The organism is Enterobacter sp. RCC_40, assembly GCF_041360735.1.
Classification (GTDB): domain Bacteria; phylum Pseudomonadota; class Gammaproteobacteria; order Enterobacterales; family Enterobacteriaceae; genus Enterobacter; species Enterobacter ludwigii.
This window is the reverse complement of record NZ_JBFUPR010000003.1, coordinates 278,095-291,800: the sequence shown is the minus strand read 5'-3', so window position 1 is coordinate 291,800 and position 13,706 is coordinate 278,095. Positions and strand designations below refer to the sequence as shown.

The following is a 13,706-nucleotide window of genomic DNA, read 5'->3' as shown; positions in this document are numbered from 1 at the left end:
AACCCGCTCCATCAGTAACGTCTCTGCCACTCAGCATCGCTCATCAGGGTATCTTTTTGTCCCATGAAATAGCGATAGTAGGCGTCATAAGCCAATACGTTCTTCACATAGCCGCGGGTTTCCGAGAACGGAATACTTTCCACAAACGCGACGGCGTCAATGCGCCCGGCGCTGTTGCCAAGCCAGGTGCGCACGCGGCCCGGGCCTGCGTTATACGCCGCCGAGGAGAAGATGCGGTTATTGCCGAACTGCTGATAAACATACTGCAGGTAGCTGGTACCGATATTGATGTTGGTCTCCGGATCCAGCAGCTGTGACGGGCTGCTGTATCCCGGGATGTTAAACATCTTCACCGTGTGCGTCGCGGTTCCCGGCATCACCTGCATCAGGCCGCTGGCCCCGACCGGGGAACGGACTTTCGGGTTCCACGCACTCTCCTGACGGGCAATGGCCATGGCGTAGCTTTGCGGAATGTCTTTACCGCTGGTGTAGCGCTCGAACAGATCTTTATAGGCCAGCGGGAAACGCTCTTCGAGATGATCCCACAGCTTGCCGGCGATCGTTGCCTGCACGCTCAGATCCCACCAGTGGTTATCAAAGGCATAGCGGGCAAGCTGTGCCTTCTCATCGGTCGTACGGCTGGTCACCAGATTCGCCCATTCGCTACGGGCGGTATTGTCCATGTTCCAGTACATCAGCTCGCGAACGCGCGCCATTTCTGGCCCCTGAGTCAACGCCGGGTTGGCGTTAGCAGGGGCTTTATCAATGCGGAACGTGTACTCCTCACCCAGACGCTGCGCGGCCGCCATCGGATAGAACCCACGCTGCTGCATCAGCGCATGAAGGATCTCTTTGGCTTCATCGTCACGCCCGCGCTCCATCAGCAGATCCGCCTGCCAGTAACGCCATTCGTCTTTCTCTTTGGCGTCCATTGGCAGACGCGCAAGCCAGGTATTCAGCCCCCGGCGATCGCCCGTCCCCAGCGCCATACGCACGCGGCGCTCCACCAGCGATGTGGAGTTCGAACGCATAATCGCATCGTCTCGCCAGCGCGCCTGCTCGTCGGTTACATCGGTGCTCATCAGTCGCCACGCCACAATGTCGCGCAGCTCCTGAGTTTGATCTTCATTGAGCTGCTGCGCCTGCACCAGCTGCGGGATCATCAGCCGCGCATTTTCCACGTCGTCACGCGCCACGCTGGCAAAAGCCACCGCGGCCATCTGGCGGGTAAAATCGGTCGCGCCGGTGCTGCGGGCAAAGGTCAGTACGCTGTTCGGATCGTTCGCCAGGGCGATGACGGCGGTTGAGATCGTCTGATAATCAGACGGCATTTGTCCCGCAAGCGTGGTAACCAGCCGCGTGTTTCCGGCTTTCATCGCCAGGCGAATACGTTCAAGGTACGCCAGCGGATCCTGCTTACCTGACGCACGCCATGCGCCAAAGAGGGAATCACAGGCATTTGGCTGGCTTTTTCCGGTCAACCACAGATCCTTCGCGCCCGCCCAGGCCTCTTCCTGCTGTCCGGTAACCCACTTCGCATAGTAATAGTTACACTGGGCTTCGGTGGTGTTCGGTTTTTCCGGGCTAAACGCCAGCAGCCCACGCCAGTCTTCACGACGTGCCAGTTCGTTCACAAAACGAGACTGCAGCGTCCGCGCGGGTGGCAGCGTCGGGTTCGCCTGAATAAAGTTATTCACGGTGACCGTGGGTTGATTCATGAGATCGTCAGTGATCTGCCGATACTCCAGATACGGATAGAGAGGATACGCTTTTAAGGTCGGCATCAGCGCCTGCACGGTATCCATCTGCTTATTGTCCCACGCCTGTTTAATCTGGGCGTAGCGATTACGTTGTTCATCCAGTGAATCGGCATGCACCGCCTGGCTTGCCGCCATCACGCATACGCTGGCAGCCAGCAGACGCCAGACCACCTGTTTGGCTTTTCCCACAAGCTCTTCCTCATTGTTTTTTCGTCAATTGCAGCGTCTTGCCACGTCAAAGTCTAATTAACTTATGCTAACCAGGCATCCTGCAACGCGCCACGTCGCGGACACTTTTTTACCTTTCTTGCGCGTTTTAACACTCCCGACGTTCCTGGCTGGGATTAGGACGGGAAAAAGGCTACACTTCGAGGCTGATATTCTTTCTCATCACGATAAAAGAGGCGAAGTCCAACGTGGCTCAATTCGTTTATACCATGCATCGTGTCGGCAAAGTTGTCCCGCCGAAACGTCATATTCTTAAAAATATCTCGCTGAGCTTCTTCCCGGGCGCAAAAATCGGTGTTCTGGGTCTCAACGGTGCCGGTAAGTCCACCCTGCTGCGCATCATGGCCGGCATCGATACAGACATCGAAGGTGAAGCCCGTCCGCAGCCTGGCATCAAAATTGGCTACCTGCCGCAGGAGCCTCAGCTCAACCCGGAACACACCGTTCGTGAATCCGTTGAAGAGGCGGTTTCTGACGTCGTTAACGCACTGAAAGGTCTGGATGAAGTGTATGCCAAATACGCTGAACCGGATGCGGACTTCGATAAACTGGCCGCTCAGCAAGGCAAGTTTGAAGAGATTATCCAGGCGCATGACGGCCACAACCTGAACGTGCAGCTCGAGCGCGCCGCTGACGCCCTGCGTTTGCCAGACTGGGATGCGAAAATCGCGAACCTCTCCGGGGGTGAACGCCGCCGCGTGGCGCTGTGCCGTCTGCTGCTGGAAAAACCAGACATGCTGCTGCTCGACGAACCGACCAACCACCTGGATGCGGAATCCGTGGCATGGCTGGAGCGTTTCCTGCACGACTTCGAAGGTACCGTTGTGGCGATCACCCACGACCGTTACTTCCTCGACAACGTTGCAGGCTGGATCCTGGAGCTTGACCGTGGTGAAGGCATTCCATGGGAAGGCAACTACTCCTCCTGGCTGGAGCAGAAAGACCAGCGTCTGGCGCAGGAAGCCTCTCAGGAAGCCGCGCGTCGTAAGTCTATCGAGAAAGAGCTGGAGTGGGTTCGTCAGGGCGCTAAAGGCCGTCAGTCTAAGGGCAAAGCCCGTCTGGCACGCTTTGAAGAGCTGAACAACACCGAATACCAGAAACGTAACGAGACCAACGAACTGTTTATTCCGCCTGGTGCACGTCTGGGGGATAAAGTGGTTGAAGTCACCAATCTGCGTAAGTCTTATGGCGATCGCCTGCTGATTGACGACCTGACCTTCTCCGTACCGAAAGGTGCCATCGTGGGGATCATCGGTCCGAACGGCGCGGGTAAATCCACCCTGTTCCGCATGATGTCCGGTCAGGAACAGCCAGACAGTGGTTCAATCACTCTGGGTGAAACCGTGAAACTGGCTTCCGTTGACCAGTTCCGTGACGCCATGGATAACAGCAAAACCGTGTGGGAAGAAGTGTCCGGCGGACTGGATATCATGCGTATCGGTAACACCGAAATGCCAAGCCGCGCTTACGTTGGCCGCTTTAACTTCAAAGGCACCGACCAGGGTAAACGCGTGGGCGAGCTCTCCGGTGGTGAACGTGGTCGTCTGCACCTGGCCAAACTGCTGCAGGTTGGCGGTAACGTGCTGCTGCTCGATGAACCGACCAACGACCTGGACATTGAAACCCTGCGCGCACTGGAAAACGCCCTGCTGGAGTTCCCGGGCTGTGCAATGGTTATCTCGCACGACCGTTGGTTCCTTGACCGTATCGCAACCCACATCCTGGACTACCAGGACGAGGGGAAAGTGGAGTTCTTCGAAGGTAACTTCACCGAATACGAAGAGTACAAGAAACGTACGCTGGGCGCGGATGCGCTGGAGCCGAAACGTATTAAGTACAAACGTATCGCGAAATAAATGTAAAACGGCAACGTCAGTTGCCGTTTTTTTTGTTCCTACACCCTGTGAGTGACGCACCGTTCACCCACCCACGTAAAACCGCTTCACCTCATCACACTGCATCGCAAAGTCGATATAACGCATCAGCGCCGGCGAGTTCAGCTTGCGGCTCGGGTAAGCCAGCCACAGATCGTTCCCCTCGACGTTCCACTCCGGCAGCACCTTCACCAGCGCGCCCTTTTCAACCTTATCCTCAAGCAAAAAAGCGGGAAGCAGCGTGATCCCGGCGCCAGCGATGGCACATTCGCGCGCATACACCAGATTATCCGTCAGATGGGCGTTATCCGGCAGATAACGGTAATCCTCACTTTCGCTTTGCAGCAGCCACTCAGACCACGCCTTGTGGGTAATACAGCGGTGATCCACCAGCTGCCGGGGATGCGTCAGCGGCTCCCGGCGCGCCAGGTAAGTCGGTGAGGCCAGCATATAACGCGGGCAATGACCGATCATACGGCCAATCAGGGAGGAGTCCTGCGGCTTACCGGTACGCAGCGCCACGTCAAAACCTGACTCGACCAGGTCGAGCACGTCGTCAGAAATGGACACGTCAAGCGAAACGTCCGGATAGCGGAGCTGGAACTCCGCATTCAAATGCGCCAGCAGCGTCGCGCCGATCCCGGCCGGGCAGGTGATGCGCAGTCGACCGCTGGGGTTTTCACGCAGCCGCTGAATGGCGTACTCCGCCCGTTCACTTGCCGCCAGCATCTCGCGGCAGTGAACCAGATAGTGCTCGCCAGCGAACGTCAGGTTCAGCCTGCGCGTAGTACGATTGAGCAAGCGGATCCCCACCTGCTGCTCAAGCTGGCTGATTCGCTGGCTGACGCTGGATTTCGGCAGCTCAGCTTTCTGTGCCGCCGCGGTAAAGCTGCCCAACTCTGCCACCAGCGCAAACAGCGCCATATCCTGAAGTTGTTTAAACATGATTGTTCATCCTGTACGAACACTTCGTTCTTAATTGTCCATCTTATCACGCGGCTGTGCACTTAATAGACTAGTCTCAACAACACGCTTTCCATTAAGGAGCTCACCATGTCAGTTAAAGCCATTGCCGTTAATCCAGACAGTCCTGCTGATTTCATTGAAATTACCCAACCGATGCCGCAGCCCGGCGAGCACGATCTGCTGGTTGAGGTAAAAGCCGTTTCCATCAACCCGGTCGATACCAAAGTTCACGCGGGCATCGTCAGAAGCGGCCTGACAGAACCACGCGTTCTCGGCTGGGACGCCAGCGGCATTGTGAAAGCCGTGGGTGCAGGCGTTAGCGGTTTTAAACCGGGGGATGAAGTGTGGTACGCGGGCGATATTACCCGCCCGGGCAGCAATACCACCCATCAGCTGATCGATGCGCGCATTGTCGGGCATAAGCCGGTAAGCCTCGGCTGGGCTGCCGCGGCCGCCTTGCCGTTAACCGCCCTCACCGCCTGGGAAGGATTGTTTGAACGGCTGAATATCCAGGATGCCGGCCCGGACAAAACGCTGCTCATTATTGGCGGCGCGGGCGGCGTAGGATCGCTGGCGATCCCGTTTGCGAAACATCGCAGCAACGTGAAGATCGTCGCGACCGCCTCGCGGGAAGATTCTGCTCAGTGGTGTCGCGATCGCGGTGCCGATCACGTGGTGAATTACCGGGACCTGAAAGGTGAACTGGCTAAACAAGGCCTGACGTTTGTGGATTACATTTTCATTCTCAATGATACCGACGGCCACTGGGATGCCGTCAGTGAACTGATCGCACCGCAGGGGCATATCTGCTCCATCGTTGAGAACGCACATCCGCTGAACCAGGATAAGCTGAAATCCAAATCCGCCGCGCTGCACTGGGAGTTTATGTACACCCGCAGCATGTACCAGACTGCCGACATGGCGCGTCAGGGCGAGATCTTAAACGAGGTTGCGAAGCTGGTGGATAACGGCGTGGTGGAAAGCTCACTGAGCGAAACGCTGCACGGGCTGAGCGTCGAAAGCATCACCGAAGCGCACCGTAAAGTGCTGGACGGCCATATGCGTGGCAAAGTGGTGGTGGAATATTGAGGGGGGTGTTCCCCCTCACACCGGCCCTCTCCCTCAGGAGAGGGTTAGGATGAGGGAATTACCCCTGCTCTCCCATCATCTCTTTCACCAGCTCTACGCAGCGCAGGAAACGGCTGTCGTAATCTGACTCCTCCACATGCACAAACTCCACGTTATTTTCGTGCAGCATGTCGATGAGCATGCTCTGGAACTCTTTTCTGTCGACGGAACTGCCGAGGCTGCGGATCCCGTCGGCAACCCACGGGGTGTTGTTTTCGAGCAAAATCACCAGGTCAAAGCGGTATTCGTCTATCAGCGCCTGCACAAACGGATGCTCGCGTCCCTCGTATTTTTTGCAAAACGCCTGGGTGGTGACGAAATCGGTATCAATGAAGGCCACTTTATTGGCGTATTTCACCGCGAAATCAATGTACTGCGCATGACCCAGCGCGATTTTATCGTAGTCGGAGTACTGCAACGCCATCTCGTCACCGCCCAGATGAGAGAAGACGTAATCACGCCCGTACTCCCACGCACTGGTGGTGTTAAAGATGTTGGCCAGCTTGTTGACCAGCGTCGATTTCCCGCTCGACTCGCCGCCCAGAATCGCAACGGTGCGCACAAAGAACGGTTTTACCTCGGTTGGGATGTAATCCCAGTAGCGGAACGGGTTTTCGCGGATCAGCGCCCCGCTGATGTTCATAAAGGTACGCTTTGGATCGATCAGCACGGTTTCAATGCCCAGATGCTCGCGGAACTGCGGCGCATCGGACTCTTCAGAGGTGTAGATCCAGTTCGGGGTGATCCCCTTTTCGTCCATGAACGCTTTGACGCCATTGCTCCACACATCCCAGCCGTGCGGATACGGCTCCATGCCCTCTTCATTAAAAGCATGAATACGAATGTTTTTCTGGTACTTAAAGGTCTGCAGCAGCCAGCGCAGGCGATCCGGCACGGTTGGCTGCTGCGACATGGCGCTGTCCTCGAACAGCTGACGGTCGCGGGTTTCATCGTAACCCATGATGATATGCAGCTCGTCCACCTGGCTACAGGCACGCTGGATCAGATAGATGTGCCCGGTATGCAGCGGGTAAAACTTACCAAATACCACGCCGACGTTCTTTTGCATACGCGGGAATTCAAGCCCCAGAAAGCGGTGCAACGCTTCCAGCTTTTGTGCGCTGGGGCTTTTGATTTTGGCGTTCAGCAGTTGGCTCAGGTAGCCTTTGGTCATGCCGCTGGCATCCGCCACCTGCTGCAGCGTGCAGCCTTTCTGGCGGATTGCGGTCTTGATGTAGTCAAATGATGACATAAATTACGGTGCCTCCTGCAAAATCGAATACGTAATTATAAGTCGTCAAAGACATTTAACGCATCTGCGAGTTTCTTCACGCCAAAGACCTGCATCCCTTCGGGGATTTTTTTCGGCACGTTGGCGGCGGGCACAATGGCGCGGCGAAAGCCGTGCTTCGCCGCCTCGGAGATGCGCTCCTGGCCGCTTGGCACCGGGCGGATCTCCCCGGCCAGACCCACTTCACCAAACACCACCAGGTCCTGCGGCAGCGGTCTGTCACGCAGGCTGGAGACCATTGCCAGCAGCAGCGCCAGATCCGCACTGGTCTCAGTGACTTTGACCCCGCCGACCACGTTGACGAACACGTCCTGATCCGCCATCTGCAGGCCGCCGTGGCGGTGCAGTACGGCCAACAGGATCGCCAGGCGGTTTTGTTCCAGGCCAACGGCCACACGCCGTGGGTTACCCATCATTGAGTGATCCACCAGCGCCTGAATTTCCACGAGCAGCGGACGCGTCCCTTCCCAGAGCACCATCACCGAGCTACCGGAGGTCACTTCATCGCCCCGGCTGAGGAAGATGGCAGACGGGTTGCTGACTTCACGCAGCCCCTGCTCGGTCATGGCAAACACGCCCAACTCGTTCACCGCACCAAAACGGTTTTTGTGGCTGCGCAACGTACGGAAACGGGAATCGGCATCGCCGTCGAGCATGACGGAGCAGTCGATACAGTGCTCCAGCACTTTCGGCCCCGCCAGCGAGCCATCTTTCGTGACGTGGCCGACCATCACAATCGCCACACCGCGCGTTTTGGCAAAGCGCGTGAGATAGGCGGCGGTTTCACGCACCTGCGCCACGCTCCCCGGTGAAGACTGGATATCCGCCATGTGCATCACCTGAATGGAGTCGATAACCATCAGCTTCGGCTGCTCTTCTTCGGCAATCATGCAGATTTGCTCGATGCTGGTTTCCGAAAGCATGTTGAGGTTGCCGGTTGGCAGGCCAAGACGGTGCGCACGCATCGCCACCTGCTGCAGGGACTCTTCACCGGTGACGTACAGGGTTTTCATCTGTTCGGCGAGCTTGCAGAGCGTTTGCAACAGCAGTGTTGATTTACCCGCTCCCGGGTTACCGCCGATCAGGATCGCACTGCCCGGCACCACTCCCCCGCCGAGCACACGGTCAAACTCTTTGAATCCGGTCGAGAAACGCGGCAGCTCTTCGAGGCTAATATCCGAGAGCTTTTGCACTTTCGCGACACCGGCGTTGCCGGCATAACCGCTCAGGCGTTCATTGCGGGCCACGCTCGGCGAAGCCGCCACACCACGCACTTCGGTGATGGTGTTCCAGGCATGACAGGCGCTACATTGCCCCTGCCAGCGCGGATAATCCGCACCACATTCATTACAGACAAATGCGCGTTTTGGAGCTTTCGCCACGGTTTACCTCGTTATTTCTGATTCACGCTGCCGGAGAGAATGCAAAACACCCCCATCAGGTCAGCATGACGGATGGTGACTTCCGTCTTTTCATTCACTTTAGGCTTGGCATGGTAGGCAATGCCAAGGCCTGCCGCTTTGATCATCGGCAGGTCGTTCGCGCCATCACCGATGGCAACGGTCTGGACGACAGGAATTTCATATTTTTCCGCCAGACGGGTCAGGGTATTGGCTTTGTACTGGGCATCCACGATATCGCCGATCACCTGGCCGGTCAGCTTGCCGTCCATGATTTCCAGCTCATTTGCCACCACGGTGGTCAGGCGCAACGTGTCGCGAAGGTAGTCGGCGAAGAAGGTGAACCCGCCCGAGGCGATAGCCACTTTCCAGCCCAGCGTTTCTAACTTCAGCACCAACTGCGTCAGCCCCGGCATTAACGGCAGCTCATCACGCACCTGGCGCAGGATGTTCGCATCCGCCCCTTTCAGGGTCGCCACGCGCTGTCTCAGACTGGCGGTGAAATCCAGCTCGCCGCGCATTGCCCGTTCGGTCACATCGGCCACCAGCTCGCCGCTGCCGGCAAGCCTGGCGATCTCGTCGATGCACTCGATCTGGATGGCGGTGGAATCCATGTCCATCACCAGCAGACCCGGCGTTTTCAGGTGTGGAATTTTGCCGAGAGGCGCCACGTCCAGGCCGGCATCATGCGCCAGGCGGGTCGCGCGCTGCGTCAGGGAACCTGCCAGGCGGATGACCTGATAATCCTCTACGCACCAGGCCGCCACGATGACCATCGCTGCACCCAGTTTGGTTTGATATTGGGTCAGGCGTTGCTTGTCCAGGCCGCGTCCGTACAGCAGCCAGCCGCTACGGCCAGCGTGGTAATCCAGAGGCATCACCTCATCACCACTTAAAGAGAGCGGCAATCCTGGCCATAAAGAGACATCCGTAGGCAGGTCGCACCAGGTAATGTTCGGCATTGAAGCTCCTGTGAATTCGTTCGCGCCGGAAGGTTCCAGAGGGAAAATAACGCATGAGGCTACCTTGTAACCATCACTTCTGGCAACATTAAGCCGTAAATTTTCAGCAGGTGGAATATGGCTCGCGCAAAACTGAAATTCCGACTTCATCGTGCCGTGATTGTCCTGATATGTCTCGCACTCTTGGTCGCGCTGATGCAAGGAGCATCGTGGTTCAGCCAGAATCACCAGCGGCAACGTAACCCGCAGTTTGAGGAACTGGCGCGTACTCTGGCGCGTCAGGTCACGCTCAACATCGCCCCGGCGATGCGCACCGAAACGCCGGACGAGAAGCGCATAGGTCAGATATTACGCCAGTTAACCGAAAACAGCCGCATTCTTGATGCCGGTGTCTACGACGAACAGGGCGACTTGATCGCCCGTGCCGGTGAGCACGTTGACGTCCGTGACAGGCTGGCGCTGGACGGCAAAAAAGCCGGCGGCTATTTCAATCAGCAGATCGTCGAACCCGTGCAGGGGAAAAATGGTCCGCTCGGGTATTTGCGCCTGACGCTCGACACCCACACCCTGCCCACCGAAGCAAAACAGGTGGACAATACCACCAATATTTTGCGCCTGATGCTGCTGCTCTCGTTGGCCATCGGTGTGGTGCTGGCACGCACGCTGCTGCAGGGTAAACGCACCCGCTGGCAGCAATCGCCTTTCCTCCTGACCGCCAGTAAATCGGTGCCCGAAGAGGACGAGGGCGATAAGAAAGAATAGTGATAAAGTAGGCTTACGATTCGGAAAAGGAACTTTGCCATGACGACGTTACGCCTGCTTATCTCTGACTCTCACGATCCCTGGTTCAATCTCGCGGTAGAAGAGTGCATCTTCCGTCAGATGCCAGCCACTCAACGGGTGTTATTTTTATGGCGCAACGCCGATACGGTGGTGATTGGCCGTGCGCAGAATCCGTGGAAAGAGTGTAATACCCGGCGTATGGAAGAGGATAACGTCCGCCTGGCGCGACGCAGCAGCGGCGGCGGCGCGGTATTTCACGACCTCGGCAATACCTGCTTTACCTTTATGGCGGGCAAACCTGAATACGATAAAACCATTTCCACCGCGATTGTGCTTAACGCCCTGACATCGCTGGGCGTGACTGCCGAAGCGTCAGGCCGCAACGATCTGGTCGTCAAAACCCCCGACGGGGATCGCAAAGTCTCCGGCTCCGCCTACCGTGAAACCCTGGACCGGGGGTTCCATCACGGTACATTGTTGCTGAATGCCGACCTCAGCCGTCTTGCGAATTACCTTAATCCCGATAAGAAAAAGCTGCAGGCCAAAGGTATCACCTCCGTGCGAGGCCGCGTCGCCAACCTGATCGAATTACTGCCGGGCATCACCCACGAACAGATCTGCGATGCTATCCGCGAAGCGTTTTTCGATCACTACGGTGAGCGGATCGAAGCCGAAGTGATCTCCCCGGATAACACCCCTGACCTGCCAAACTTTGCGGAAACCTTTGCCCGTCAGAGCAGCTGGGAGTGGAACTTTGGTCAGGCGCCGGCCTTCTCGCACCTGCTGGACGAGCGCTTCACCTGGGGCGGCGTGGAGCTTCATTTTGACGTGGAAAAAGGCCACATTACCCGGGCACAGGTCTTTACGGACAGCCTGAACCCTGCGCCGCTGGAGGCGCTGGCCAGCCGCTTACAGGGCTGCCTGTATCGTGCCGACACGGTGCAGCTGACATGTGAGGCGTTACGTGGCGAGTTCCCCGATCAGGCAATTGAGCTGGGCGAGCTTTCTGCCTGGCTTTCGCAGGCCGTACGCTAAACTATGTTGCCCGGCGTGCTTCGCCGGGTGAGTGATGTAACCTGTTTACGCGATAACCTCTTATTCTTATTTTTTAAGCAGGCTTCAGGGATCCAGCCTGCCCCATCTTATTAAAAAATATTATATTATCGTCGGGAAGGGCATTGAATGCTTCCCGGCCTTACGAAAACCGCTAATAACTTTCAATAATAAATTGAACAATAAAAGCGGAAATATGCCCGTAAAATGCGTGAAAATATTCACACCATCTATGCTTTTATATTTTCATTACTGCCCGTTTAGAAATTCTAAATACACCATTTAGAGCAGCCACAATATACTACCGCCCGTGGTTACACCCATATATAAAACCTATTGATTACATTACTAGTCGACAGCTCTATAATTTCTCTTCGTTAAGGAACAACAATGAAAAAAATTCTTCTTGTCGCGGCCATCGCTGCGGCAACGTCCATGACCGCAGCCCATGCGGCTAACACCGCCGTCATGAAAGTGCAAGGCAAACTGACCAACGCGTCATGTACTCCTACAATGAGCAACGGCGGTGCAGTAGATTATGGCAAAATATCAATGGGCTCACTGAGCGCGACTGAGGATAACCAGCTCGGCCAGCGTGATATCACCATGACAATTACCTGTAATTCTGCGACCAAAGTCGGCTGGACAATGTACGACAACCGCAAAGACAGTCTGGCTGACGGCCATTATATTGAAGTCGATGATTCTGCCGTTGATGGCAGCTCGACATTCAGCCCTCAGTACACAAGCGGTTTAGGTTTTACCAAAGAAGGTCAGAAGATTGGCGGATGGTCAGTGTATACCAACCTGCCATATGTCACGGTAGACGGCGCACCTGCTGATGCGATTACCGCGGGAGGCACTAATCTGACTAAATGGAAAAAAAATACGACGGGTCGTCTTGTTCTGGATGACTACGAAACCATGTCCGTCGCCAAACCAGGTGAACTCGTGCCGATGGCCTTTACCCAGGCCGTATTCCCAATGAAAGTCTCCATGGCAATCAGAAATACCGACAGACTGAGCATTACCGAAGATACCGAACTGGATGGTCAGGCGACCATTACGCTGAAATATCTCTAATTAAATTATCGCTCAGGCGATAACGTATCTCTGACGGCGAATTTAATTCGCCGTTTTTTATTCCTTTATTCATACTGCATCCATCATATTATTCGCAAGACGTAAATACATACATGATTGTATTTACATCCCTTAATTAAACTCACAACCGAGTGTAGAATTTCTCATTTCACAAATAACTCTGCCCATTAATAGAATTCCCGCGCTTGTGAATCAATACGTTAATTACACGCACACAAGAAAATGTCCACTTTTTGGTTAAGGAATAACAGTGAAAAAACTTCTTCTCGCCACTCTGATTGCCGTGGCTTCTCACGCTGCGCTCGCCGACTCTACCGTTGTGATGAAGGTGAAAGGCAAAATGAATAATGCGTCCTGTACGCCTGAATTAAGCAATGGCGGTTCTATCGATTTTGGCACCATCGCCCTGGATCAACTTTCTCCTACCCAGACGAATCAGATGGGTCAAAAGGACATGTCGTTAACCATTACCTGCCCTTCAGCGACCAAAGTGGCCTGGAGCATCGCGGACAATAAAGAAGATACCAATGCGGCAAATGACCTGACGTCCAGCCAGTTCTACATCCGCGATGCGGCGGATAACGGGGGTGATGCCTGGGGCGCTGGTACGACCTATGGCGTTGGCACCACGGCGGCGGGCGAAAAGATTGGGGCGTATGCCATCGCAACGCGCGTGAATGAAGTTACCGCCAATGGTCTTCCGGCTCAGGCTATTTATGCCCCGGCGTACGTCAACAGCAATGGCGAATACATGTGGCGTAACCTGAGTACCGGTATTATTGCCAACGGTAACGCAGAAATTATGACGGCGACCACCCCAGGCAAATCTTCTCCGCTGGCGATTACCAACGTCGTCTTCCCGTTTAAAGTCTCGATGGCCATTGTGAATACCGATCGCCTGACCACGACCGATGAAGCTCAGCTGAGCGGCGAAACCACCATTACGCTGGTTTATCTCTGATACGTTAAGGTCATGTTTTCTTTTCTCCGGCGGGATATTCCGCCGTTTTAAAGCAGAATATAAATCCATTCATATATGATTGTAATGACTTAATAAAATCTCAATGTGCTCGTTAGAAAATCTAATTATTGCATTCTGTGAATCATTAATAGAATCAGCGGCGCTTGTTATTTAACACGTGTATTCATGCAAGCAC

The 13,706-nt window shown here is 55.4% G+C and carries 11 protein-coding genes; 6 read left to right on the top strand and 5 right to left on the bottom strand.

What is annotated here, in order from left to right; genetic code table 11:
- Positions 1-11: 11 nt before the first annotated feature.
- Positions 12-1,949: a murein transglycosylase gene (sltY, locus tag AB6731_RS13670; protein WP_014168547.1), complete on the bottom strand. Its 1,938-nt coding sequence runs from the start codon at positions 1,947-1,949 to the stop codon at positions 12-14.
- A 227-nt stretch (positions 1,950-2,176) separates the two neighbouring features.
- On the opposite strand from sltY, the gene ettA reads away from it, so the two are divergent.
- Positions 2,177-3,844 carry an energy-dependent translational throttle protein EttA gene (gene ettA / locus AB6731_RS13665; protein WP_014168546.1) on the top strand — a complete coding sequence of 556 codons (1,668 nt, stop codon included), beginning with the start codon at positions 2,177-2,179 and terminating at the stop codon, positions 3,842-3,844.
- Between the two features lie 63 nt (positions 3,845-3,907).
- Here ettA and AB6731_RS13660 read toward each other — a convergent pair whose 3' ends face one another.
- Positions 3,908-4,807, bottom strand: a complete 900-nt coding sequence (locus AB6731_RS13660; RefSeq protein WP_025205491.1) for a LysR family transcriptional regulator — start codon at positions 4,805-4,807, stop codon at positions 3,908-3,910.
- A gap of 108 nt (positions 4,808-4,915) precedes the next feature.
- Between AB6731_RS13660 and AB6731_RS13655 the strand changes: the two genes are divergently transcribed.
- On the top strand, positions 4,916-5,917 hold the full coding sequence (locus tag AB6731_RS13655; protein ID WP_020885270.1) for a zinc-binding alcohol dehydrogenase family protein: 1,002 nt from the start codon (positions 4,916-4,918) through the stop codon (positions 5,915-5,917).
- A gap of 58 nt (positions 5,918-5,975) precedes the next feature.
- On the opposite strand, the gene nadR is transcribed toward AB6731_RS13655, so the two are convergent.
- From nadR to serB, 3 genes are read right to left on the bottom strand one after another with little or no spacing between them, the layout of a single operon-like run.
- Positions 5,976-7,208, bottom strand: coding sequence for a multifunctional transcriptional regulator/nicotinamide-nucleotide adenylyltransferase/ribosylnicotinamide kinase NadR (gene nadR / locus AB6731_RS13650; protein ID WP_014168543.1), 1,233 nt, complete (start codon positions 7,206-7,208; stop codon positions 5,976-5,978).
- Between the two features lie 35 nt (positions 7,209-7,243).
- A complete protein-coding gene (radA, locus tag AB6731_RS13645; RefSeq protein ID WP_014168542.1) occupies positions 7,244-8,629 on the bottom strand; it encodes a DNA repair protein RadA in 1,386 nt (461 codons plus the stop codon).
- An 11-nt stretch (positions 8,630-8,640) separates the two neighbouring features.
- A complete protein-coding gene (serB, locus tag AB6731_RS13640; protein WP_020885272.1) occupies positions 8,641-9,609 on the bottom strand; it encodes a phosphoserine phosphatase in 969 nt (322 codons plus the stop codon).
- Positions 9,610-9,726: 117 nt separating this feature from the next.
- Between serB and AB6731_RS13635 the strand changes: the two genes are divergently transcribed.
- The 4 genes from AB6731_RS13635 to AB6731_RS13620 all read left to right on the top strand — a co-directional run bounded on the left by AB6731_RS13635 (position 9,727) and on the right by AB6731_RS13620 (position 13,510).
- Positions 9,727-10,371 carry a YtjB family periplasmic protein gene (locus AB6731_RS13635; RefSeq protein WP_020885273.1) on the top strand — a complete coding sequence of 215 codons (645 nt, stop codon included), beginning with the start codon at positions 9,727-9,729 and terminating at the stop codon, positions 10,369-10,371.
- A 39-nt stretch (positions 10,372-10,410) separates the two neighbouring features.
- Positions 10,411-11,427 (top strand): lipoate--protein ligase LplA, encoded by a 1,017-nt coding sequence (gene lplA / locus AB6731_RS13630; protein ID WP_059306847.1) that lies wholly within the window; start codon positions 10,411-10,413, stop codon positions 11,425-11,427.
- A gap of 408 nt (positions 11,428-11,835) precedes the next feature.
- Positions 11,836-12,528 carry a DUF1120 domain-containing protein gene (locus tag AB6731_RS13625; protein ID WP_047356952.1) on the top strand — a complete coding sequence of 231 codons (693 nt, stop codon included), beginning with the start codon at positions 11,836-11,838 and terminating at the stop codon, positions 12,526-12,528.
- Positions 12,529-12,799: 271 nt separating this feature from the next.
- A complete protein-coding gene (locus AB6731_RS13620) occupies positions 12,800-13,510 on the top strand; it encodes a DUF1120 domain-containing protein (RefSeq protein ID WP_020885275.1) in 711 nt (236 codons plus the stop codon).
- The last annotated feature ends 196 nt before the right edge of the window (positions 13,511-13,706 follow it).